This window comes from Curtobacterium sp. 1544, from assembly GCF_040544915.1.
GTDB classification, from domain to species: domain Bacteria; phylum Actinomycetota; class Actinomycetes; order Actinomycetales; family Microbacteriaceae; genus Curtobacterium; species Curtobacterium pusillum_C.
In genome coordinates, this window is the sequence record NZ_JBEPKX010000005.1 from 1 (window position 1) to 23,388 (window position 23,388).

The 23,388-nt window shown below is 68.5% G+C and carries 22 protein-coding genes and 1 pseudogene; 12 read left to right on the forward strand and 11 right to left on the reverse strand.

The window, feature by feature from the left end; translation table 11 throughout:
* A pseudogene (locus tag ABIC61_RS04450) lies at nucleotides 1-180 on the forward strand (dihydroxyacetone kinase subunit DhaK); the annotation flags it as partial.
* Nucleotides 181-330: 150 nt separating this feature from the next.
* Here ABIC61_RS04450 and ABIC61_RS04455 read toward each other — a convergent pair.
* On the reverse strand, nucleotides 331-2,217 hold the full coding sequence (locus ABIC61_RS04455) for an arabinofuranosidase catalytic domain-containing protein (RefSeq protein WP_354028948.1): 1,887 nt from the start codon (nucleotides 2,215-2,217) through the stop codon (nucleotides 331-333).
* A gap of 181 nt (nucleotides 2,218-2,398) precedes the next feature.
* Here ABIC61_RS04455 and ABIC61_RS04460 point away from each other — a divergent pair, with 181 nt between their 5' ends.
* On the forward strand, nucleotides 2,399-3,124 hold the full coding sequence (locus ABIC61_RS04460; RefSeq protein ID WP_354028949.1) for a hypothetical protein: 726 nt from the start codon (nucleotides 2,399-2,401) through the stop codon (nucleotides 3,122-3,124).
* A 1-nt stretch (nucleotide 3,125) separates the two neighbouring features.
* Entirely contained in the window at nucleotides 3,126-3,509 is a 384-nt protein-coding gene (locus ABIC61_RS04465) for a hypothetical protein (RefSeq protein ID WP_354028950.1), read from the forward strand.
* A 5-nt stretch (nucleotides 3,510-3,514) separates the two neighbouring features.
* Here ABIC61_RS04465 and ABIC61_RS04470 read toward each other — a convergent pair whose 3' ends face one another.
* Entirely contained in the window at nucleotides 3,515-4,048 is a 534-nt protein-coding gene (locus ABIC61_RS04470; RefSeq protein ID WP_354028951.1) for a hypothetical protein, read from the reverse strand.
* A 37-nt stretch (nucleotides 4,049-4,085) separates the two neighbouring features.
* Here ABIC61_RS04470 and ABIC61_RS04475 point away from each other — a divergent pair, with 37 nt between their 5' ends.
* From ABIC61_RS04475 to ABIC61_RS04485, 3 genes are all read left to right on the forward strand, one after another.
* Nucleotides 4,086-4,307, forward strand: a complete 222-nt coding sequence (locus ABIC61_RS04475; protein ID WP_144753863.1) for a hypothetical protein — start codon at nucleotides 4,086-4,088, stop codon at nucleotides 4,305-4,307.
* A gap of 444 nt (nucleotides 4,308-4,751) precedes the next feature.
* Nucleotides 4,752-4,976 (forward strand): cold-shock protein, encoded by a 225-nt coding sequence (locus ABIC61_RS04480; protein WP_354028952.1) that lies wholly within the window; start codon nucleotides 4,752-4,754, stop codon nucleotides 4,974-4,976.
* A 523-nt stretch (nucleotides 4,977-5,499) separates the two neighbouring features.
* Complete coding sequence (locus ABIC61_RS04485) at nucleotides 5,500-5,940, forward strand: hypothetical protein (RefSeq protein ID WP_354028953.1); 441 nt, start codon at nucleotides 5,500-5,502, stop codon at nucleotides 5,938-5,940.
* A 221-nt stretch (nucleotides 5,941-6,161) separates the two neighbouring features.
* On the opposite strand, the gene dnaB is transcribed toward ABIC61_RS04485, so the two are convergent.
* From dnaB to ABIC61_RS04515, 6 genes are all read right to left on the reverse strand, one after another.
* Nucleotides 6,162-7,529 carry a replicative DNA helicase gene (gene dnaB / locus ABIC61_RS04490; protein WP_079237584.1) on the reverse strand — a complete coding sequence of 456 codons (1,368 nt, stop codon included), beginning with the start codon at nucleotides 7,527-7,529 and terminating at the stop codon, nucleotides 6,162-6,164.
* 688 nt (nucleotides 7,530-8,217) lie between these two features.
* Entirely contained in the window at nucleotides 8,218-8,670 is a 453-nt protein-coding gene (gene rplI / locus ABIC61_RS04495; RefSeq protein ID WP_097181421.1) for a 50S ribosomal protein L9, read from the reverse strand.
* Nucleotides 8,671-8,684: 14 nt separating this feature from the next.
* On the reverse strand, nucleotides 8,685-8,942 hold the full coding sequence (gene rpsR, locus ABIC61_RS04500; RefSeq protein ID WP_017887834.1) for a 30S ribosomal protein S18: 258 nt from the start codon (nucleotides 8,940-8,942) through the stop codon (nucleotides 8,685-8,687).
* A gap of 47 nt (nucleotides 8,943-8,989) precedes the next feature.
* Nucleotides 8,990-9,550, reverse strand: coding sequence for a single-stranded DNA-binding protein (locus ABIC61_RS04505; protein ID WP_144753872.1), 561 nt, complete (start codon nucleotides 9,548-9,550; stop codon nucleotides 8,990-8,992).
* Nucleotides 9,551-9,553: 3 nt separating this feature from the next.
* The gene (gene rpsF, locus ABIC61_RS04510; protein WP_144753875.1) at nucleotides 9,554-9,931 is read right to left on the reverse strand and encodes a 30S ribosomal protein S6; all 378 of its coding nucleotides are present in this window, start codon (nucleotides 9,929-9,931) and stop codon (nucleotides 9,554-9,556) included.
* Between the two features lie 159 nt (nucleotides 9,932-10,090).
* On the reverse strand, nucleotides 10,091-11,527 hold the full coding sequence (locus ABIC61_RS04515; protein ID WP_354028954.1) for a CCA tRNA nucleotidyltransferase: 1,437 nt from the start codon (nucleotides 11,525-11,527) through the stop codon (nucleotides 10,091-10,093).
* Between the two features lie 124 nt (nucleotides 11,528-11,651).
* Here ABIC61_RS04515 and ABIC61_RS04520 point away from each other — a divergent pair, with 124 nt between their 5' ends.
* The 6 genes from ABIC61_RS04520 to ABIC61_RS04545 all read left to right on the forward strand — a co-directional run bounded on the left by ABIC61_RS04520 (nucleotide 11,652) and on the right by ABIC61_RS04545 (nucleotide 20,351).
* On the forward strand, nucleotides 11,652-15,710 hold the full coding sequence (locus ABIC61_RS04520; protein WP_354028955.1) for a DUF6049 family protein: 4,059 nt from the start codon (nucleotides 11,652-11,654) through the stop codon (nucleotides 15,708-15,710).
* An 86-nt stretch (nucleotides 15,711-15,796) separates the two neighbouring features.
* A complete protein-coding gene (gene trxB / locus ABIC61_RS04525) occupies nucleotides 15,797-16,780 on the forward strand; it encodes a thioredoxin-disulfide reductase (protein ID WP_144753880.1) in 984 nt (327 codons plus the stop codon).
* A 78-nt stretch (nucleotides 16,781-16,858) separates the two neighbouring features.
* Entirely contained in the window at nucleotides 16,859-17,185 is a 327-nt protein-coding gene (gene trxA / locus ABIC61_RS04530) for a thioredoxin (RefSeq protein WP_354028956.1), read from the forward strand.
* 207 nt (nucleotides 17,186-17,392) lie between these two features.
* Entirely contained in the window at nucleotides 17,393-18,697 is a 1,305-nt protein-coding gene (locus tag ABIC61_RS04535; protein WP_354028957.1) for an aminotransferase-like domain-containing protein, read from the forward strand.
* Nucleotides 18,698-18,743: 46 nt separating this feature from the next.
* The gene (locus tag ABIC61_RS04540; RefSeq protein WP_354028958.1) at nucleotides 18,744-19,706 is read left to right on the forward strand and encodes a D-alanine--D-alanine ligase family protein; all 963 of its coding nucleotides are present in this window, start codon (nucleotides 18,744-18,746) and stop codon (nucleotides 19,704-19,706) included.
* Between the two features lie 93 nt (nucleotides 19,707-19,799).
* Complete coding sequence (locus tag ABIC61_RS04545) at nucleotides 19,800-20,351, forward strand: YdcF family protein (RefSeq protein ID WP_354028959.1); 552 nt, start codon at nucleotides 19,800-19,802, stop codon at nucleotides 20,349-20,351.
* A gap of 144 nt (nucleotides 20,352-20,495) precedes the next feature.
* On the opposite strand, the gene ABIC61_RS04550 is transcribed toward ABIC61_RS04545, so the two are convergent.
* The 3 genes from ABIC61_RS04550 to ABIC61_RS04560 all read right to left on the reverse strand — a co-directional run bounded on the left by ABIC61_RS04550 (nucleotide 20,496) and on the right by ABIC61_RS04560 (nucleotide 23,310).
* Nucleotides 20,496-20,987 carry an HIT family protein gene (locus tag ABIC61_RS04550; protein WP_354028960.1) on the reverse strand — a complete coding sequence of 164 codons (492 nt, stop codon included), beginning with the start codon at nucleotides 20,985-20,987 and terminating at the stop codon, nucleotides 20,496-20,498.
* Between the two features lie 464 nt (nucleotides 20,988-21,451).
* Complete coding sequence (locus ABIC61_RS04555; RefSeq protein ID WP_354028961.1) at nucleotides 21,452-22,417, reverse strand: ParB/RepB/Spo0J family partition protein; 966 nt, start codon at nucleotides 22,415-22,417, stop codon at nucleotides 21,452-21,454.
* Nucleotides 22,417-23,310 carry a ParA family protein gene (locus tag ABIC61_RS04560; RefSeq protein WP_144753891.1) on the reverse strand — a complete coding sequence of 298 codons (894 nt, stop codon included), beginning with the start codon at nucleotides 23,308-23,310 and terminating at the stop codon, nucleotides 22,417-22,419. Before ABIC61_RS04560 ends, ABIC61_RS04555 begins: the two co-directional genes overlap by 1 nt.
* Nucleotides 23,311-23,388 lie beyond the last annotated feature (78 nt).

Genomic DNA, 23,388 nt, shown 5'->3' on the forward strand with positions numbered 1-23,388 from the left:
CACTACCCGGCGTTCGGCGGGCTCGTCGGGCACGGGCTGGCGGCCGGTGCCGCGATGGGGAACCTCTTCGCCAGCCCGACCGCCCAGCAGGTTGCTGCCGTCGCGCGGGCGAGCGAGCACGGCGGTGGCGTGCTGCTCAGCTACGGCAACTACGCCGGGGACCTCCTGATCTGCGACGCCCCGGCGCCGCCGCGGGGGGGGGGGGGGTCGGGGGCGCTACGTGGGGCTGGGCCGGGGGGGGGCGCCGGGGGGGGGGGGCGGGGGCCGGGGGGGGGGGGGGCGGGGGGGCGGGGGCCCCGCGCCCCCCCCGCCTCCTGTCCGTCACCTGGTTCAGTTGAAGCTGAACACCTGCGGCTGCTGCCCGTTGCAGTCGTAGAGCTGCAGCGGCGTCGCGTTCGCGGTGTTGCCCGACGGTACGTCGAGGCACCGACCGGACTGCGGGTTCAGCACGGAACCGTTCGCCTGCGGCACCCACTGCTGCCCACCGACGCCGTTGCACGTGTACAGCTCCAGGTGCGAGCCGTTCGCCGTCGCGTTGCCGTCGACGTCCAGGCAGCGCCCGAGCGTCCGGATCGTGTGGTCAGCCGCGTTGTAGGCCCACTGCTGGTCCGTGGTCTGCTCGTCCGTCAGCAGCGTCTGGCAGTCGTAGACCTGGACCTGCTGGCCGTTCTGCTGCAGGTCGTTGCCGGCCACGTCGACGCACTTGGACCCGATCGTCTTGATCGGGACCGCGGCGACGAACTTCTGCGCCTGGTTGCCGTTGCAGTCGTAGATCTGCAGCGCCGTGCCGTTGGCCGTGTTGCCCGACGGGTCGTCGAGGCACCGACCGGACTGCGGGTTCTTGATCGAGCCGTCCGGCTGGACGATCCACTGCTGCCCGCCGACACCGTTGCAGTCGTAGAGCTCGACGTGGGTGCCGTTCGCCGTGCCGTTGCCGTTGACGTCCAGGCACCGACCGAGCGTGCTCAGCGTGTGCGCGCCGTAGACGCTGCCGAGCCAGTGCTGGTCGGCAGCGAGCGTCTGGCAGTCGTACAGCTGCACGACCGCGGTGTTCCCACCGGTGTCGTCACCGTCGACGTCGACGCACTTGCCGCCGGGGCCGGTGATCGCCGCCCCCGGGCCGCCGCCCGTAGACACGCCCTGGTAGTTCTGCGCCACGACGTTCGACTGCACGGCGTTGTCCGCCGCGTCGGAGGAGTACCCGGTGGTCATCACACCCTCGAAGAACGACTCCGTACCGCGGTTCGAGTTGTCGCCGCCGGCGCCGAGCACGATCGAGCCCTCGAGCTTCATCGGCGTGTAGCCCTGGCCGTCACCGTCCTTGTCCGTCGGCAGCGCCCCCTCGTACCACTTCGACAGCGAACCGGACTGCGCGTTCCCGCCCTTCAGCGCGAAGTTCGCGACGCCGTCGTTCTTGAGGAGCGCCGTGACGAACTTCGACGAGTTGCCGGTGTTCGCGGTGTTGATCGCGGTCTTCCCCTCGTAGACCCCGTTCTCCAGGTCGGCCTGCACCCACGGGCCGCGGCCGGCGCTGCCCTTGCCGTTGAGCATCGACAGGTTGAGCGCGTCCATGTGCCCCTTGCCGGTGTCCTTCTCCTGCGTCTCGACGTTGCCGAAGTCCGAACAGCAGCCGTGGTTCACGTTCGTGCCGCTGGCGACCTCGTACATCGACTCGGGGCTGGCGCCGCGCGCCGTGCCCTTCGCCAGCGTGCTCGAGATCCGGTACGCGACCCCCGGCGGCATGAAGACGCCGTAGGCCTTGTGCCCGGCGACCGTGATCGGCAGCGCCGTGGCGTTCGCGGCGACGTTCGCCGGGCCGGCGTCGCCCGCGGGCGCCACGGTCAGGTCGTTGTGGTTCGCCGACTGGTCGTAGATCTTCGGGATGGTGCACGTCGTGCCCGAGCAGAACGCGTCCTGCGTCGCGGCGTTCGCGTACCCGCCGGCCGCGAGCAGCCCGACGTTGGTGGTCGCGCCGTCCGAGGCGCGGCGCACCTGGTAGAGCGGTCCGTTGTAGGAGGAGTACAGCGCCCTGGTGGAGCTGTACGCGGCGACGCACGAGGTGCCGGCGCTGCCGTATGTGTCGCAGGGGCCGTTCGTGGCGGCGTTGGCGGTACTCGCGCCGAGCGTCGTGGTGAACAGGCTGCCGGCGATGAGCGCGAGGGCTCCGAGTGTGGCGGCGACTCTGCGCCGTCGTCTCGAGATCGACCCGATGTGCATGGTGGTGCGTCCTTCCGAGCGTCATTGCTGAGGGGAACGGTTGATCGTCGGGTGGGTTGCTTAATCGATTAACCGCGATCAATGCTACTCCGAGCGGGTCCACTTGTCCGATGCGGTGTCCGCGATGTGCAGGTCGAGGTCGTGGCCCCGTTGTCCGATGCCCTTCAAAAGGGGATGGCTCGTGGGGCGCGCCGGCCGGTGGGCGACCGTCGGCGGCGTCGCCGCGACGGGCTGCGATGCGTACGTGCGGCTCCTGCACCCGGTGAGCGCGCACCTGTCCGACGCGGACACCCTCGACGAGCAGGGCGTCCACCACGAGGTCGAGCACACACGTTGGCCGTGGGCCGAGGTCGCGCGCCGGAACGGCCGTGTGATGCACCCCCTCGTGCAGTGGTCCCGCATCAGCGACGGTGATCAGTCGAGGGACTGGGCGGACGGGTGGCGGGTCGACCAGTCCGACGACGGATGGTTCGATCCCGACGACCTCGCCGTCCTGACGAGGCACCTCCGGACGGCGACGCAGACTCCGGAGGACCTGGTCGTCGGAGCGTGGGACGAGACGTCGTCCCGCGCTCGACAACTGATGCACTGGCCCGGCCGGGACATGTGGCAATTCCGCTCGAGTCTCAGCGAGCTCGCGGATCCGACGTGGGCGCACCGCATCGTTCCGGGGTGGGAGAGCACCCGGTACGGGCACGAGGGGCCGCGGACCTCGATGATCTGGCCCGAGGACCACGCCTGGGTCGTCGCCTCGGAGGAGGACTGGGACTCGACGATCGTCGCGGGCTCCCGTGCGCTCGTCGACGGTGTCCTCGCGAACGACCACTTCGAAGCCTTCGAGGTGCACGAGGACGACGACCTGAGCTGGGACGGCGATCTGCTGAACCCCCGCCTGGCATCCTGCTGACGTGTCCCATCGTCACCCTGAAGACCTCGACGACGCGACGTTCGACGTCACCGACGTCCGGGTCGTTGGAGAGACCGTCACCCTGCACGGCCACGTCGACGAGCCGGTCGCGGGTGTCGGACTCGCGCGTCTGCCCGTCACCCTGTCGGTCGCCTCGGCCCGGAGCGTGACCGTCGAGGACGGAACCGGCACAGGGCAGCTCGTCCTGGAGGGCATCCGGACCGAGGACACAGGGGTCGTCCTCGACGGGGTCGTTCCCTGTCGCGTCCGGATCGAGACCAGCGGGCCGAGCGACGTCGTGCTCGATGTCGGTGAGGTCCCGATCGCGGTGCGGCGCTGGGGACGATGGCAGCACACCGGGCGTCTCCTCCCCTGGCAGGAGTAGGACCGTCAGGATCCGGACTCCTGAGGCACGCCCGCACGTCGGTCCAGCTCGGCGAGCATCGAGTCCGTGTTGCGGAGCGTCCGCGGTGTCGTGGCGACGGTGATGACGAACAGGGCGACGAACACTGCTGCTCCGAACCAGAACAGAGGCTGACCGGTGACCGCGAGCCAGACGGCCAGCGCGGTCATCGGGAGGTACAGCACCGGCGCCGCCCAGCGCAGGGGACGGTCCTGCCGCTGGTGCTGCGTCAACGCCCGACGCCACTCGTCGACGTCGACGTCCGGCGGGACAACGCCTCGGCGAACCGCCCGGCCGAACTCCGGACGGCGTGCTGCGCTGCCGTACCCGCGCCGTGTCCGTCCGAGCCAGAACCCCATGCCGATGCCGTAGAACGCACCGACGCTCACGGAAACGAGCACTCGAGCACCGAGGCCGAGTTCCGGTGTCGTGACGAACGTGATCCCGAACCACGCGGCGGCGAACAGGACTGCCATGACGATCCCGGCCACCCACGTCGGCAGCTGTCGCATCCACCCCATGAGCCGAGCATGCCACGACGTGGGTACGCTCGGCCGCATGATCCAATCGCTCCTGTTCGGTGCCTTCGGAGTGATTGCAGGTCTCGCCTTCACCGTCTTCGGAACCCGGATCGCGCGAGTGCTGCGCGCCTCACAGACCAGGGCGTTCGGTGCAGCAGCGGGTCGTGTGGTCACGCCGACGTTCATCCAGGTGATCGGGATCTTCTTCGTGATGGTCGGAGGGTTCATGGTTTTCCTGGCCCTCACCGGTCGGGGCTAGAACCAGCGAGATTCTCCGACCCGACGAAGCAGAGATACCGTGCAGAAGCCGATCGGTGACCGGACGCCCAACTCGGTACCCGCAAAGAATGGGTGGGGTGTGCAGAGGTACCCGTGACTGAGCTGGCGACAGTCTCACGGATTCGAGTCTGGGCGGGACACAACAGTGCTGCCTGTCTCGTCATCATCGTGGTCCTTGCACTCTCGATGTGCGTGCCGATCGCGTTCCTCTTCGTCGCGATGACGAGTGAGAACTTCGTCGGCTTCGCATCTCCGATCTTCGTGGTGCCGGTCTGCATGCTCGTCGTCTTGGGAGTCCCGCTCGCTGTCCTCGCGGTTGCATGGGTTCGGCGAGTACGGCCGAAGCATGCGAACAGAACCGATCTCGACACAAGCCACCAATAGCGATCGGTCCACGGATCACACTGCGCGATAGCGTCTGCTCGTGCGGAACGTCGAGGGCGAGTGTGTCTGGTGGAGTGATGAGAACGGCTGGGGTGCACTCCGTTCGGACGATGTCGCGTCAGAGGTCTTCGTGCACTTCGCGAACCTGCGCATGACTGGGTTCCACACGCTCCTGCCCGGGGAACGCGTTCGGTTCGACGTCGAGCCGTACTCATCTGGGCAGGACGGCTACTTCTTCCGCGCTCACGACGTCACGCCGATCTGAGCCGACCAAGCGCTCCGTCCGTTTCCGTATCCATCATCGGCCACCTTCGGGAGGTTTCAACAGCATGACGAATCTCGGGCGGCCAGGCCGACGCGTCCCACTCTGGACGCTGCTGCTGGTTGGGGTCGTCTTCCTTGGTGTCGCTGCGCTCCTGTTGTTCCTCGTCGACTCAATGCTCGTGTTCATCGCAATGTCTCCACTCACGATCATCGGGTTGTGCACGCTTGCCTACGCTGGCGGCGAGTGGCGACGGCGAAGCGACGAACGGGGTGTTCTATAGCCGGACGACGGGGTGTTCGAAAGCCGATCGAAACGCACTGCGACGTCAGTTCGAGGCGCGCGTCACTGCACGGCGAAGACCGTTCCAGCCGCGGTGACCACGATGGCGACCACTGCGGAGATGACGATGCGGAGCAGAAGAGATCTCTACCAAGCGGGTATGGCCACTGCGGCCGCCGCTGAACGGTTCGCGCATCTGACAGCCACTATTGCGTGCTGCGCTCGGAGTTGAGAGTGTCGAACCGTGGACGATGAGATCACCGCTGCTGCGCTTCGTCGAGCCTTCGCGGACGGGGATCTCGAGCCGTTGGTACTACCTGATGGTGAGGTCGTCGGGTCCGTCGAAGCCGATGTCGGACCATTGCGCGACACGCTCATGAACGCTGATTGGGTCCGTGCCATCGAATCCGGAGCGGGCGACGTGGGAGAGACCCTCTCCGTTTGGCCGAGCACCGGTGTGCAAGTCAACTTCTTCTTCGGTTGGGGAGCACCGATCGAGTTCGACATCAACCTCCGACAGATCAACGGGGAAGACGCCGTGAACAGTCTGATCCGTCTGCTCCGGCTGGTGAGTTCAGCAGCTGGCAAAGACGTCGTCGTTCGCCCCGAGGGGCAGCTCAACGCCTGCCCGGTCTTCCGTGTTGATGCTGCCACGGGGGAAGCGACGCTCAACCCGCGATCGTGAGCAGCGAGTGTCCGCAGGGCGGCGACGATCTCCAGCCGCCCGAACCGCAGTGGAGTTCCATCCGACGTAGCCGAGGGGCTCACCCTCTTCTTCTGCGAGTGCGGTGAACCGACTTACAACGGAGCGAAGCAGGACGGACACTCACTGCCGTGTCCGCCGCCGTGCTCCAGACACGTTCCGTGGCAGTCGGACAAGTGCGCTGGCCGACGACAACAACCGCCCTACTGCGGCATGTCGACGAACCGCGAGAACATCCCGTGGAACGCCACAGTGATGGTGTCCGTCGGACCGTTACGGTGCTTCGCCACGATGAGGTCCGCCTCGCCCTGACGCGGGTTGTCCTTCTCGTACGCCGACTCGCGGTGCAGCAGGATCACCATGTCGGCGTCCTGCTCGATCGAGCCGGACTCGCGGAGGTCGGAGATCTGCGGCTTCTTGTCTGCACGCTGCTCGGGACCACGGTTCAGCTGGGACAGGGCGACGACGGGGACCTGGAGCTCCTTCGCCATGAGCTTGAGCGCACGCGAGAACTCAGAGACCTCTTGCTGGCGGGACTCGACCTTCTTGCCCGAGGTCATGAGCTGCAGGTAGTCGATGACGACCATGCGCAGGTTGTGCTGCTGCTTGAGGCGCCGGCACTTCGCGCGGATCTCGACGAGGGTCATGTTGGGGGAGTCGTCGATGAAGAACGGTGCGTCGTTGATGCGCCCACGGGTCTGCGCGATGGTCGTCCAGTCTCGGGAGTCCACCGTGCCCTTGCGCATGTTCTGCAGCGGGACGCTGGACTCGGCGGAGAGCAGACGCATCGCGATCTCGGCGCGACCCATCTCGAGCGAGAAGAAGGCGGCGGTCTCGTTGTGCTTGATCGCTGCGGCGCGGCAGAGGTCGAGCGCGAGCGTCGACTTCCCGAGTGCGGGTCGGGCGGCGATGATGATGAGCTGTCCGGGGTGGAAGCCGTTCGTCAGGCCGTCGAGCTGCGCGAACCCGGTCGGCACGCCGGTCATCTGCCCGTCACGACCCTTCGCGGCCTCGATCTCGTCGAGGGCGGCGGAGATCGCGTCCGTGAGGGGGACGTAGTCCTCGGTCTGGATGCCACCGGCGACGTTGTAGACCTCGGCCTGGGCGCTGTTCACGAGGTCGGTGACCTCACCCTCGGACGCGTAGCCCATCTGCACGATGCGGGTACCGGCGTCGACCAGACGGCGCAGCACGGCCTTCTCGGCGACGATCGCGGCGTAGTAGCCGGCGTTCGCGGCGGTGGGCACCATGCTCGTGACACTGTGCAGGTACTCGGCGCCACCTGCACGGGACAGGAGCCCGGTCTTGGTCAGTTCGTCGGTGACGGCGATGACGTCGGTGGGCTCGCCGTGCGAGTAGAGCGAGAGGATCGCGTCGAAGATGACCTCGTGCTTCGGGATGTAGAAGTCCACACCACGGGCGGTCTCGATGACGTCGGCGACGGCGTCCTTCGACAGGAGCATCCCGCCGATGGTCGACTGCTCGGCGAGCATGTCGTGCGGCGGTGTGCGCTCCATGCCACCGCGCTCCGCGAAGTCCTGCGGGGCGGGCTCGAGATGCGCGATCGACACACTTGCTCCTCTTGGTTGGACGGGGTCCACGGACGGACCAGCCGAGCCAGTTCTACCTCGGGCGACCGACATCGCCGAGTCGCTGGGCCAAGCTACGGGGACAGAGTTATCCCCAGCAAACGGACTTGTGGATAACTCTGTGGAGAGTCTGCGGAACACGCCGGGGTGTTGTGTGGACAACTGTGGATGGGGGTGTGGACAAGTCGTGTGGGGAACACACTTTCGACCGCTTGACCTGGGGTTTTCAGTTCCACACCATGTGTGGAGAAGTGGGATTCAAGTATGCGTTGAAGGTTGTCGATTTGGTCGTTTCGCCTGTGTAAAAACAGTTGACAAACGGAAACCTGAGGACAACTTTCCCAAGCGCCTCCCAGCAAGCGGCACCACGTCTGAGAGGTAACCGGTCAGCGCGGGACGACCCGCGCCTCCAGGCCGTCTGACGTGCCACCGGACGGTCGGTGAGACGTCGTACGCGACCCGCGCCGACGCCGACGCCGACGCAGTGTGCGACGAACCGCCTACCGTGCGAGCCGCGGGCGGTCGCACCGTGCCCGGAACCTCGCACACTGCCGAGCGCGCCCCGCGCCGACGTCCCAAAACGCAAGCGCACGCCCGCGCCCGCCCCGGAACGCAACGACGGGCGGGCCTCCCGGAGGAGACCCGCCCGTCGTGGAGCGGAACGTCAGTGCTACTTGGCAGCGACGACCTTGAGCGAGATCACGGCAGTGATGTCCTCGCGCAGACGCACGGTGGCCTCGTGGTCACCGACGGTCTTGATGGTCGCGGGGACCTCGACCTTGCGCTTGTCGAGCGAGCCGACGCCCTGCGCCTGGACGGCGTCAGCGACGTCGCCCGGACGGACGGAGCCGAACAGACGGCCGTCCTTGCCGGCCTTGACCGACAGCTGGATGGTCGCGTTCTCGAGCTTCATCTTGAGGTCCTGCGCCTCTTCGATGGTGGCGAGCTCGCGAGCGGCACGCGCCGCACGGATCGACTCGACCTGCTTCTCGCCGCCCTTGGACCACGCGACAGCGAAGCCCTGGGGGATCAGGTAGTTGCGGGCGTAGCCGTTCTTGACGTCGACGACGTCACCGGCGGAACCGAGGCCGGAGACCTCGTGGGTGAGGATGAGCTTCGACATGTGTCGACCTCCGATCAGCGGCCGGAGCCGGCGTAGGGGAGGAGCGCCATCTCACGGGCGTTCTTCACGGCACGGGCGATGAGGCGCTGCTCCTGGACGGAGACGCCGGTGATGCGACGGGCGCGGATCTTTCCACGCTCCGAGATGAACTTGCGAAGGGTCGCGACGTCCTTGTAGTCGATGACGCCGACCTTGATCGACTTCGCGGGAGCGGCGTTCTTGCCGCCCTTACCGCGAGGCTTCCGGCGGTCGCCGGTGCTCTTTCCAGCCATTGTTTGTCCTTAAGAAGTGAAAGTTGTGTCCGTTGAACCGCGGAGGATCAGAACGGGGTCTCGTCGTCGTACGTGCCACCGGGCGTGCTCCACACGTCGTTCGACTGTGCGTTGCCGCCCTGCTGGCCACCCTGGGGAGACCAGGGCGCGTCCGACTGACCGCCACCGTTGTTGTTCCAGTTGCCGCCGTTGCCGGCCGGAGCGTTGCCGCCGCCGACCTGACCACGACCGCTGCCGGAACCACCCGCAGCACGGGTGACCTGCGCCGTCGCGTAGCGGAGCGAGGGGCCGATCTCGTCGACCTCGAGCTCGATGCTCGTGCGCTGCTGGCCCTCACGGTCCTGGTACGAGCGCTGACGGAGACGACCCTGCGCGATGACGCGCGAGCCCTTCGTCAGCGAGCCCGCCACGTGCTCGGCGAACTCGCGCCACACGCTCGCACGGAGGAACAGCGCGTCGCCGTCCTTCCACTCGTTCGCCTGACGGTCGAACGTGCGAGGGGTGGACGCGATGGTGAAGTTCGCCACGGCGAGCCCGTTCTGCGTGTAGCGCAGCTCCGGGTCCGCGGTGAGGTTGCCCACCACCGTGATGACGGTTTCGCCGGCCACGGGTTACTCGGCGCTCGCGGTCGCGGTTGCGTTGGCGGCCTTGCGGGCCGCGCGGGCCTCGTCGCGCTGCTTCTGGGCGGCGACCTGCGCGATGCCCTCTTCGGCGCGGAGGACCTTCGTGCGGAGCACGGCCTCGGAGAGACCGAGCTGACGGTCGAGCTCCTTGGCGGCCTCGGGGGAGGACGTGAAGTCGACGACGGCGTAGATGCCCTCGGACTTCTTCGCGATCTCGTAGGCGAGACGACGACGGCCCCAGACGTCCACGTTGTCGACGGTGCCACCGTCGTTGCGGATGACAGCGAGGAACTTGTCCAGGCTGGGAGCGACGGTGCGCTCATCGATCTCGGGGTCGAGGATCGCCATCAGTTCGTACTGGTGCATGCGGAACCCACCTCCTCTGGTCTCAGCGGCCCCGAGCAGTTCCCGGGGCAGGAGGGTTGATGCATGTGTCCCGCCACGCAGAATGCGCGCGGACAACCCGGCAAGCTTAGCGGACGGCCTGGAGGCGCGCCACCGGCTGTGGAGAACCGGTCGCGTCCGTTAGGCGGTCGCGTCGCGGGCGGCCCACCAGTCGCGCAGGCGCGCCTCGGCATCGTCGGGGCCCAGGGGCCCCTCGTCCATGCGGACCTCGAGCAGGTGCCGGTAGGCCTCGCCCACGGCACGCCCCGGCGGGATGTCGAGGATGCGCATGATGTCGTCGCCGGACAGGTCGGGCCGGATCGCGTCGAGCTCCTCCTGCTTGGACAGTGCGTCGATGCGGTCCTCGAGGTCGTCGTACGCGAAGGCGAGTCGGTCGGCCTTGCGGCGGTTGCGGGTCGTGACGTCGGAGCGGGTGAGCTCGTGCAGCCGTTCGAGCTGCGGGCCGGCGTCGCGGACGTACCGGCGGACGGCGGAGTCGGTCCAGGCGCCCTCGGTGTACCCGAAGAACCGGAGGTGCAGCTCGATCAGGCGGCTGACGGCGGCGATCGTGTCGTTGTCGAAGCGCAGGGCACGCAGGCGCTTCTTCGCGAGCTTCGACCCGACGAGGTCGTGGTGGTGGAAGCTCACGGCGCCGCCGGGTTCGAGCTTGCGGGTCGCCGGCTTGCCGATGTCGTGCAGGAGCGCCGCGAGTCGCAGCACGGTGTCCGGGGCCTCGCCGGGGTGGCGTTCGGCCTCGTACCCGATCGCCTGGGTCAGCACCGTGAGGGAGTGCTCGTAGACGTCCTTGTGGTGGTGGTGCTCGTCGATCTCGAGTCGCATCGCCGGCAGCTCCGGCAGGAACCGCTCGGCGAGACCGGTGTCCACGAGCAGCCGGACGCCGTCGACGGGGTCCCCGGTGTTCAGGAGCTTGACGAGCTCGTCCCGCACGCGTTCGGCGGAGACGATCCCGATCGAGTCGACCAGGTCCTCCATCGCCGCACGCACCTCGTCCGACACGGTGAAGCCGAGCTGCGCCGTGAACCGGGCGGCGCGCATCATCCGGAGCGGGTCGTCGCGGAAGGACACCCGCGCGGCCTGCGGCGTGTGCAGGCGCTGGGCGAGGAGGTCCTCCACGCCACCGTGCACGTCGACGAGCTCACGGGCCGGCAGCCGGAGCGCCATCGCGTTCACGGTGAAGTCGCGGCGGAGCAGGTCTTCCTCGATGGTGTCGCCGAACGCGACCTCGGGCTTGCGGGTCTCGCCGTCGTAGACGTCACTGCGGTAGGTCGTGATCTCGACCTGCTCGCCGGCGACCCGGGCGGCGATGGTGCCGAACTGGCGGCCGACGTCCCAGGTGGCGCTCGCGATGGGTTCCACGATCCGCAGGATGTCGTCCGGTCGGGCGTCGGTCGTGAAGTCGAGGTCGGTGACCGGGCGACCCAGGAAGGCGTCCCGGACCGGCCCTCCGACGAGCGCGAGTTCGTGTCCGGCGTCGGCGAAGGCCCGAGCGAGGAGGTCGACGGGCTCGGTGGCGGCGAGTGCGTCGAGACGCTCGACGGCCTGGGCAACGGACTGCATGACGGTCCTCATCCTCCCAGATCACGCCCCCGAGTTCTCCACATCGTCCGCGCGCACGGGAGCGTTCATGGTCGCGCCTCATACACTCGTGGACGGCCCGGACCGAACCCGTGGGCCCTCCCGCATGCAGATCTTCCGCAGAACGCTCGCCGCCGCCGCGACGACCCTCGTCGCCCTCGGCCTCGTCGTCGCGCCCGCGGCGGCCGACGGCGCCCTCGCCACGACGGCCCCCACGACGAAGACACGGGTGGCCCACCCCGCCGCCGCCGAGCAGGGCAAGACCACCATCTCGATCGCGCCGGCGAACCGCGGGATCGTCCGGCCCGACCAGGACCTCGAGCTCTCGGTCACCGTCACGAACGACACCGACGCGGACGTCCCCGCCGGCACCGCGGACCTCGACATATTCCGTGCGGTCAGCACCCGGGACGTCCTCTCGGACTGGCTCGGCGACACCAGCACGACCGGTTACTTCGGCGCCCCGATGGACTCTGTGGACGTCCCGGCGGTCCCGGCGCACCGATCGGTCACCCTCGGCTCGGTGAAGATCGTCTCCGGCAACGTGGCACTCGGGGGCTACTCGTCCTTCGGTGCTCGACGCATCGCCGCGGACTACACGGCCGGCGACACCCGAGCCGTGGCCCGGTCCGCGATCACCTGGTACCCGGACTCCGCCGACCAGACCCCGGTCGGCGTCTCGGTCGCGATGCCCATCACCGTCCCGAAGACCGGCGACGGCGTCCTCGACCGGAGCGTCCTCACCTCCGCGACCGCCGTCGACGGCACGCTCACCCAGCAGCTCGACGCGGCAGAGGACCACAACGTCGCCGTGGCGATCGACCCGAGGATCATCGCGTCGATCCGACTGCTGGGCGAGGACGCCCCGTCGTCGGCCACCGCCTGGCTCACGCGTCTCGAGTCGCTCCGCAACGAGACCTTCGCACTGCCCTACGGCGACGCCGACGTCACCGGCCTGCGCCAGGCGGGTGCGAACGGCATCCTGTCGCCGATCTCCCTCGACCAGGAGGTCGACCCCGACCACTTCCCCGGCGCCACGACACCGACGCCCACACCGACGCAGGAGCCCGCGTCGCCCTCGACCGCGGCCTCCGCGACGGCGACCCCCACCGACGGCGCGACCGCAGGCGCGGGTGACGGCACCGGCGACGGCAGCACGACCGACGACGGCACACCGACGACGCTGCCGACCACCGACTCGCTCCTCGACTTCCCGTACTCGATGGACTCGGTCGCGTGGCCGTCCGACGGCACGGTGACGGCGGCGGACCTGCCCGCGCTCGCGAAGGCCGGCACGAAGACGACCATCGTGTCGAGCGGCAACACGTCGGCCGGCGCGGACACCACGATCTCGGCGTCCGAGCAGATCAGCGGTCAGCACGTGCTCGTGTCCGACCAGTCGATGTCCTCGCTGCTCCGGTCGGCGGCCACCGCCACGAACCAGCAGGACTGGTCGTCCTCCGTGTCCGAGCTCACGGCCACCCTCGCCACCGCCGCCCGCGCGGGCACCGCCGAGAGTCCGATCCTCCTGACGCTCGACCGCGAGTGGCCGACGAACTCCGCACGGCTCAGTGCTGCACTCGACGCGATCGAGGGCACCCCCTGGGTCGCCCCGACCGACCTGTCGACGGCGTCGTCCGCGACCGCAGGGTCGCTCAGCCTCACCGCCGGGACGAACGGCGACGCACGGATCGACCAGCTGCAGCACCTCGTCGCGGGGGAGCAGGACCTCACGGCGTTCTCCTCGGCCCTCGACACCCCCACCGAGCTCACCGCCCCGGCGCGGCTCAACCTGCTCGCGCTGTCCTCGAACGCCTGGCGGTCCGACCCGGACGGCTTCGCGACGGCGGTCGACGCACGGGTCGCGAGCTGGGCGAACGCCGTCTCGAAGGTCAGCATCGTCGACTCGAGCAGCCTCACCCTGCTCGGCGACCGTTCGTCGCTCCCCATCTCGATCCGGAACAGCTCGACGTTCCCCGTGACCGTCCGGCTGTCCGTCCAACCCTCGAACTCGGCGCTGCGCGTCGTGCGCAACGACATCGAGGTCAAGATCCAGCCCCGGTCGTCAACCCGGACGACCGTCCCGGTGCAGTCGGTCGCGAACGGCAAGGTCAACCTGACGGTGTCGCTCGCCAGCCCGACGGGGGTGAAGGTCAGCGACTCGGCGACGGTCGAGCTCAACGTGCAGGCGCAGTGGGAGACCGTGATCACGGCCGCGGCGGCGGTCGCGCTCGTCGCGATCTTCGGCTTCGGCATCTTCCGGAGCATCCGCAAGCGGATCCGGCGCCGGAACGGCGAACTCGACGACGAGGACGACGACGACCCGAACCGGCCCCTGGAGGTCCAGCCGGTCGTCGGGGGCGAGCCCCTGCCGGCCGCGACGCACCGTGACGGACCCACGCCGCTCCTCCAGGCCGACCACCGTGCCGACGCCCGTGCCGCCGTCCCGGCCGACCGCGACGACCCGTCAGCCGACCCCGAGGAGCCCGTCATCAGCGCCACCCAGCCCCAGCCGTCCGTCGACGCGGAGCCAGCGGCCGAGCGCAGTCTCGGCCGGGCGAGCGCGATGCTCGCGGCCGGGACGATGGTCTCGCGCATCCTCGGGTTCGCGAAGACGTTCGTGCTGGCCTTCGCGATCGGCAACACGGGCTCCGACGCCGCCAACGCGTTCGCCATCTCGAACCAGCTGCCGAACAACATCTACGCGCTCATCGCCGGCGGCCTGCTCTCCGCGGTGCTCATCCCGCAGATCGTCCGCTCGATGAAGCAGCACACCGACGGCGGCACCGCGTACGTCAACAAGATCGTCACCCTCGGCGGCTCGGCGTTCCTGGTGATCACCGTCGTGGCGACCCTCCTCGCCCCCGTCCTGGTGCGGGTGTACAGCCAGAGCGCCGGCGACGGCGGCAAGGGCTTCAGCGCGGCCACGACCGACCTCGCCGTGGCGTTCGCGTTCTGGTGCCTGCCGCAGATCCTCTTCTACGCGATGTACTCGCTGCTCGGCGAGGTCCTCAACGCCAAGCAGGTGTTCGGGCCGTTCACCTGGGCACCGCTGATCAACAACGTGATCGCGATCGCCGGTCTCATCGTGTTCATCGCCCTCTTCGGCGGCCGCAGCGTGAACGCCTCCACCGACGACTGGACGCCGCTGAAGATCGCGGTGCTGGCCGGCAGCGCCTCGGTGGGCGTCCTCGCGCAGGCAGCGTTCCTGCCGCTGTTCTGGCGACGCGCGGGCCTGAGCTTCAGGCCCGACTTCCGGTGGCGCGGTGTCGGCCTGAAGGCGACCGGCACGGCCGCCGGATGGCTCTTCGCGATGATCCTCGTGACGCAGCTCGCCGGCGTCGTGCAGGCCCGCGTCGCCTCGCTCGCGACCGGGGCCGGGAACGCGACGCTCAGCACGACCTGGCTGCTCTTCATGCTGCCGCACTCGATCATCACCGTCTCGATCGCGACGGCGTACTTCACCCGGATGAGCCACGACGCCGAACGCGGCGACCTGGCCGCCGTCCGTCGGAACCTGTCCCTGTCGCTCCGGATCGTCGGCCTGTTCACGGTGTTCGCCTCGGTCGCCCTGATCGTCACCGCGATGCCGTTCGCACGGATCTGGGAGAACGAGTTCGGCCACACGCAGTCGATGGCACTCGTGCTCGTCGCCTACATGCCCGGCCTCGTGCTGTTCAGCATGCTCTTCATCATCCAGCGGGTGTTCTGGGCCATGCACGACCACCGCACGCCGTTCCTCATGCAGCTCGTGCAGTCCGGCCTGTTCGTCATCGGTGCCCTCGCCGTGGCGATGCTCCCCGGGTCGGTCATCGGCGTCGGCATCGCGATCTGCACCACCATCGCCGGCTCCGCCCAGACGATCGTCGCGCTCGTGCTCGTCCGGAAGCGCCTCGGCGGCATCGAGGGTCCCGTCGTCACCCGCTCGCACGTGCAGTTCGTCATCGCGGCCCTGATCTCAGGTGTCGCCGGTCTCGTCGTCGCGAACTTCTTCGGGGCGTTCTCCTCCGACGGCTTCGCGATGGCGGACGTCACGGGCGCCCTGATCACCCTCGCGCTCACGGGCGCCGTCATGGTCGTCGTGTACTTCGGGGCCCTCGTCGTGGCGAAGAACGGTGAGATCGCGAACGCGGTGTCGCTCCTGCGCAGCCGCCTCGGCCGCTGACTCCCGGCGTTCCCGGCTCTCCTGGAATGCGACGCCGCTAGCATGTGTTGACCCGGTCAGCGATCTACGGAAGGGCATCGAGGCACATGCGCCAGCTCATCATCATCGGTTCCGGCCCGGCCGGGTTCACCGCCGGCATCTACGCCGCACGGGCCGAGCTCAAGCCGCTCATCGTCGCGTCCAGCGTCGAGACCGGCGGCGAGCTCACCAAGACCACCGAGGTCGAGAACTTCCCGGGCTTCCCCGAGGGGATCCAGGGCCCCGACCTCATGATCAAGATGCAGGAACAGGCCGAGAAGTTCGGCGCCGAGGTCCTGTACGACGACGCCGTCTCGGTCGACCTCACCGGCGACGTGAAGAAGGTCACCGTCGGCTCCGGCGAGACGTACGAGGCCCTCGCGGTCATCTACGCGACGGGTTCGGCGTACCGCCACCTCGGCCTCGCCGACGAAGAGCGCCTGTCCGGCCACGGCGTCAGCTGGTGCGCGACGTGCGACGGCTTCTTCTTCCGCCAGAAGAACATCGCCGTCGTCGGCGGTGGTGACTCCGCGATGGAGGAAGCGACGTTCCTCACCCGCTTCGCCGACAAGGTCACGGTCATCCACCGCAAGGACACCCTCCGCGCGTCGAAGATCATGCAGGACCGGGCGATGAACGACCCGAAGATCGAGTTCGCGTGGAACAAGGAGGTCACCGGCATCACGGGTGACTCCGCGGTCACGGGCGTCACCCTGCGCGACACGGTCGACGGCTCCGAGAGCGAGCTCGCCCTCGACGGTCTGTTCATCGCGATCGGCAACGACCCCCGCACGCACCTGATCCACGGGCAGATCGACATCGCACCGGAGGGCACCATCGCCGTCCAGGGGCGGACGTCGAAGACCAACCTGCCGGGTGTCTTCGCTGCGGGCGACGTGATCGACCCCACCTACCGTCAGGCGATCACCGCTGCCGGTTCGGGCACGGTCGCAGCGCTCGACGCCGAGAAGTACCTGGCGGACCTGTCGGACGACCTCACCGCGGCGGCCGTGGGCGACGCGCCCGTCGAGCCCGTCACGGCGTCCGCCTAGGCACCGACGCGACACCCGGGGAATGCACCGACGGCACGTGCCGTTGCACCCACTGATCGACTTCTCGAAGGAGCACACATGTCCAACGCCAAGGCAGTCACCGACGCCACCTTCTCGGACGAGGTCCTCAAGTCCGACAAGACGATCCTCGTCGACTTCTGGGCCGAGTGGTGCGGCCCGTGTCGCGCGGTCTCGCCGATCCTCGACCAGATCGCCGCGGAGCACGCCGACAAGATCGAGATCGTCAAGCTCAACGTCGACGACAACCCGCAGTCGGCGATGAACTACCAGATCACCTCCATCCCGGCGATGAAGGTCTTCAAGGGCGGCGAGGTCGTCAAGACCGTCATCGGCGCGAAGCCGAAGCTGGCGCTCGAGGCCGACCTCGCGGAGTTCCTCGCGTAGGACCACCCCACACGGACGGCCCCGCACCCGAACAGGGAGCGGGGCCGTCCGTCGTTCCCGGCCGTTCCGGTCGTTCCCGGTCGTTCTCGGTCATTCCGGTCCACCGGTTCAGGATCGGCCCCGTCGCGGACCCCGGGTTTCCGGGATCGATGTCGTAGTGTGGCGGGAATGTGAGTGGCGGGCAGGTCCCGCTGGAACGGAGCCAAGATGACGAACGGCAACAGCCTCGACCCCTGGTACGACTCCTACGCCCAGCGCACCGCCGGGCTGAGCGCCTCCGAGGTCCGAGCCCTGTTCGCCGTCGCCTCGCGGCCCGAGGTGGTCTCGCTCGCCGGCGGCATGCCGTACGTCTCCGCGCTCCCGCGTGAGCTCGTCACGGGCTCCCTGGACCGTGTGATGGCCGAGGACGCCGCGATGGCGTTGCAGTACGGCGGTGGACAGGGCCTGCGGTCCCTGCGCGAGCACATCGTCGACGTGATGAGCCTCGAGGGCATCCGTGCCAGCGCCGAGGACGTCGTCGTCACCACGGGCTCGCAGCACGCGCTCGACCTCGTCACGCGACTCTTCATCGACCCGGGTGACGTCGTGCTGGCCGAGTCGCCGTCCTACGTCGGCGCGATCGGCGTCTTCCGCTCGTACCAGGCGGAGACCGTGCACGTCACGACCGACGACAACGGTCTCGTGCCCGAAGCCCTGCGCGAGGCCATCGCCAACCTGCGCACGCAGGGCAAGCGGATCAAGTTCCTCTACACGATCCCGAACTTCCACAACCCGGCCGGCGTGACGATGAGCCGTGAGCGGCGCATCGAGATCCTCGACATCTGCCGGTCGAACAACATCCTGGTGCTCGAGGACAACCCGTACGGCCTCCTCTGGTTCGACGAGCCCGCGCCGCAGGCCATCCGGTCCATCGACGAAGAGGGCGTGGTCTACCTCGGATCGTTCTCGAAGACCCTCGCACCGGGCTTCCGCGTCGGCTGGGCCCTCGCGCCGCACGCCATCCGCGAGAAGCTCGTCCTCGCCAACGAGTCCGCGGTCCTCGCCCCGAACTCCTTCGGCCAGTACGTGGTCAACGCCTACCTCGACGCCGCGGACTGGAAGGGGCAGGTCGACACCTTCCGCGGGCTGTACGCGGAGCGCCGCGACGCCATGATGTCCGCGCTGGGGGAGTTCCTGCCGGACCTGTCCTGGACGAAGCCGAACGGTGGCTTCTTCGTCTGGCTGACGCTCCCCGAGTCCCTGGACTCCAAGGCGATGCTGCCGCGCGCCGTCAAGGAACTCGTCGCCTACACCCCGGGAACCGCGTTCTACGCCGACGGACGCGGCGGCGGGCACATCCGTCTGTCGTTCTGCTACCCGACCCCGGACCAGATCCGTGTCGGCGTGAAGCGGCTCGCCAACGTCGTGAACGACGAACTCGAGCTCATCGAGACGTTCGGCCCGACCACCCGGCCGAACACCCTCGTCCGTCCGACCTCATCGGTCAGCGCGCCGCCGCCGAACATCTCCTGATCAGCACTTTTCACCGCTCCACCCGCAGTACCGGAGGTCCCTTCGCATGGCCGAGCTCACTCGCCGTCACGTCGTCGTCGTCGCCGGAGGGATCTCGCACGAGCGTGACGTCTCCCTGCGGTCCGGGCGCCGTGTCGCAGACTCCCTGACGGGGTACGGCTGGCAGGTCGACCTCCGCGACGCGGACGCGTCGCTCCTGCCGACCCTGCGGGAGACCCGCCCGGACGTCGTGTGGCCGGCACTGCACGGCGCCTCCGGTGAAGACGGCGCCCTGCGGGGCATCCTGGAGGCACTGGACATCCCGTTCGTCGGCTCACGTTCCACGTCGGCTCGCTTGGCATGGGACAAGCCCACCGCTTCAGCGCTGGTCGCGCGGGCGGGTGTCCGTACGCCTCGCTCCGTGACACTGTCCCACGACGTCTTCCGTGAGCTCGGTGCTGTCGGCGTCCTGGAGAGCATCGCAGCGGAGCACCCGGTTCCCCTGGCCGTGAAGCCAGCCCGGGGCGGCAGCGCGCAGGGTGTCACCCTCGTTGACGATGTGAACGACCTCCCGCGGGCGATGGTTACCGCCTACACGTACTGCGACGACGTCGTGATCGAACAGCTCATTCGGGGGACCGAGGTCGCCGTGGGCATCATCGACACAGGTGACGGCCCCGTCGCGCTCTCCGCGGTGGAGATCGTCCCGCGGAGCGGCATCTACGGCTTCGAGGCCCGCTACAACGCCGGCGAGACCACCTTCTACACGCCCGCTCGCCTGTCCGAGGAGTTCGCCGCGGCGGCCTCCGACGCCGCGGTCGCAGCGCACGCAGCACTCGGGCTCCGACACATCTCCCGAGTCGACCTGATCATCGACGCCGCCGGCACGCCATGGTTCCTCGAGGCCAACGTGCTCCCCGGGCTCACCGAGACCTCACTCGTCCCGCAGGCGCTCTCCGCATCCGGTTTCGATCTCGGGTGGACCTACGCGGAACTCGCCGAACAAGCGATCCGCGACCACCGCGCCTGATCCATGCGGAGGCGCGGCGTTCCACGTGGAACATCGGCGGTCGTCGCCACGCTCGCCGTAGCCGTTGCGACGGCGCTCACATGGGGCGAGTGGGTGCACGGCGCCGTCGAGCGAGCGGCCCGACGACTCCCGGAGCCACCCGCAGGAAGCCGGGGAGCCATCGTCGTCCTCGGGTTCGGCAATCGTTCGACCCGGGCGAATGCAGTCAACCGGTGGCGAGCTCGCATCGCCATTCGGACGGCCCGGCGCGCCGAGCTCGTCGGAGCGACGGCTACGATCATCTGCAGTGGGGGAGCCGTCCACGGGTCTGTCCCGGAGGCGGTGTTGCTTCGCACGTACATCGTGGAGCGACTGCGCTGGGGCGGTGACGTCCTCGTCGAACCGCACAGCTCGTCGACCTGGGAGAATGTCCGCAACGTCCTCCCGCTCGTCGAAGGCTTCGAATGGGTCGCTTTCGCATCGAATGGACTCCACGCCGCGAAGGCCCGTGTGTACCTCGCCCGACAGCGGCCGGATCTCCGCGGTCGGCTGGTCGCCGCTGACGACTACCGGGTCGGTGAGATGACAATATTGAAGCCGGTCTTCGCCGCCGTTGGAATCACCAAGCTGCGAGCGGTGTTCCACGTGGAACGTCGACACCGCTGACGTCACGGCTTCCGCGGCGGCAGACCGGTCACCTACGGCACCGCCTCCGACAAGAACTGCAACGTGATCGAGAGCTGGTGATGGTCTCCCGCGCCCCGGTCGTGTTCCATCCCGTCGTCGGATGGAGTCGCAACCCGGATGGCATCATCCGCTGATGCGCACCGTGTCCTCGTTCGCCAGGACGCCGAGCTCAGCCGTGATGCGTTCACGCAGGTCCGCGTGTTCGGTGCCGAGCGCGGTCTGCGGGTCTCGCCACCGCTCGGGCTCGTAGAGCCAGACGGGACGGGTCATCAACGGCGGCGGCTCCCACTCGTAACGCGGCCAGATGTGCGCGTGAACGAACGCGTCCGCGTTCCCGAGCACGTCAACGTTCACCCGTCGGAATCGCGGATCGATCGCCCGGCATGCGCGCTCGACAGCCGTGGCAAGGAGGTCGGCATCAGCGAGGAACTGCACTCGGTCAGCCCGCGGCATTTCGGCGAGGGCGGTCACTGACGGATCCTTCCCGAGAAGCACGCAGTACCCCGGCAGAAATTGCGCATCGCCGATGACCGCGAAGCCGCCAGCAAGCTCCGCAAGTACGGTCGGGTTTTCCCCACGGTGTGCCGCACCGATGCGGTCTTCACGCCAATCCACAGCCCCAACGTACTCGATGCCCACGAGCGGGCCGGCCACGAGGAGACACGTCTTAGCCCGCCCACGGCTGGACATCGACGATGTTCGAGCTGACCACATCAGCAGCCCTGCTGGTCCCCGTGCCGCAGCTCAGAGGCCCCACGAGAGGGTGAAGCGGCCACACCCGGGGGCGTCAGTCGTCCACCGCTCCGAACGAGCGGCTCGCGAGAATGTCCCGCCGAACGGCGAGTGCGGCGGAGTCCGATCACGGAACGATGCACCCGCGTAATCGCGCAATCACATCGAATGTTCCACGTGGAACTTGCCGGGAACCTATCCGTGCATCCCGGGCCGACCGCACAATCAGCCCCTCGGGCGCCGCTGTGGGACTGATCTCGGGCCACCCTACCCCAGAGGCCAGGAGCACCCCGGGATCGGCGGAGAAGGGCGTACAGCGCCGTACAGCGCCAGCGGGCGACGTTCCGTCAGTCGGCGACGTCCTGAATGCCCAGTTCGCCGAGGATCCGATTGAGGTCGTCACCGTTGGCGAAGTCGATCGTGACGGAACTCTTGCGTGCACCGACGGCGATCTTCACCCGCGTGTTCAGCCGATCGCCGAGCCGCTCGGCCAGATCGTTGAAGTGCACCTGACGCTTCGACGGCTCCGCCTTGGGCTTCACCGGAGCCTTCACCGACAGCTGCTGGGCGATCGCCTCCGTAGCCCGCACGGAGAGGTCCTCGTTCACGATCTTCTCAGCGAGGTACTCCATCGCCTCCGCATCTGGCGCGGCGAGGATCGCACGGGCATGACCGGCAGACAGCACACCCGCGGCGACGCGACGCTGCACGGGGGAGGGGAGGCGGAGCAGGCGGATCGTGTTGGTGATCTGCGGACGAGAGCGACCGATCCGCTGCGCCAGCTGCTCCTGCGTGATGCCGAAGTCCGCGAGGAGCTGCTGGTAGGCGGAGGCCTCTTCGAGCGGGTTGAGGTTCGCACGGTGCAGGTTCTCGAGCAGCGCGTCCCGGAGCATTGCGTCGTCCGGGGTGTCCTTGACGATCGCGGGGATCGTACTGAGGCCGAGCTCCTTCGTGGCGCGGAGTCGCCGCTCACCCATGATCAGCTCGTACTGCGGCTCAGAACCCGTGGCTCCCGCGATCGGGCGAACGACGATGGGCTGCAGGACGCCGATCTCACGGATCGAGTGGACGAGCTCCTGGAGTTCCTCCTCGCGGAACTCCTTGCGCGGCTGGTGCGCGTTCGGGACCACGTCGAGCGGGTTCAGGTTCGCCAGGCGGGCTCCGGGCACGGCGACGAGTTCCTCCGCCGTGGGCGCCGACGACGGAGACCCACCGGTCGGGAAGAAGACGTCGACCGGACGCTCCTGCTGCTCGGTGGCCGTCGGGATGAGGGCGCCGATGCCTCGGCCGAGCCCGGTTCGCTTCGGTGCCATCAGTCCTGTGCTCCTCGTGCTGCGATCTCCGCCGCTGCCTCCAGGTAGGAGAGCGATCCGGTTGAGTTGATGTCGTAGGCGACCACGCTCTGCCCGTAGCTCGGTGCCTCGCTGACGCGGACGGAACGGGGGATCACGGCCTCGAGGACCTGGCCTCCGAAGTGCTCCCGCACGTCCGCCGCGACCTGGTTCGACAAGTTGGTCCGGCTGTCGTACATGGTCAGCAGGATGGTCGAGACGCGCAAGTTCGGGTTCAGGTGCCGCTCGATCAGCTCGATGTTGCGCAGCAGCTGGCTGAGACCCTCGAGCGCGTAGTACTCGCACTGGATCGGGATGAGGACCTCCTGCGCCGCGACGAACGCGTTGATGGTCAGGAGCCCCAGCGAGGGCGGGCAGTCGATGAAGACGTAGTGGTAAGGCTCGTCGAGTGACTCGAGGTACTGATCGAGGGCAGTCCGTAGCCGCTGCTCGCGGGCGACCAGGGAGACGAGCTCGATCTCTGCGCCGGCCAGGTGGATCGTCGCCGGCACACACCACAGCGTGTCCGACTCGGGGGAGCGCTGGACGGTGTCGGCGATCGGAGCCTCGTCGACGATGACGTCGTAGATGCTCGCGACCTCCGCCTGGTGGTTCACACCGAGCGCCGTCGACGCGTTGCCCTGAGGGTCGAGGTCGATGACCAGCACCCTGGCCCCGCCGTGCGCCAACGCGGCCGCGAGGTTGACCGTGGTGGTCGTCTTCCCGACGCCACCCTTCTGGTTCGAGACCGTGAAAACCCGCGTCTTGGATGGCAGTGGGAACTGCTGCGTCGCGATCGCGCGACGACGACGGTTCAGGTCGGCGATCTCACGCGCGAGCGGCGTCGACGCGTCGTAATCGGTCGATGAACTCAACGAGTGCCTCTTCCCCGGTTCGGTGTTTCACGTGGAACGCGGAGCCACTGGCGGCCGGATGAACCGGCCCGAGCCGCA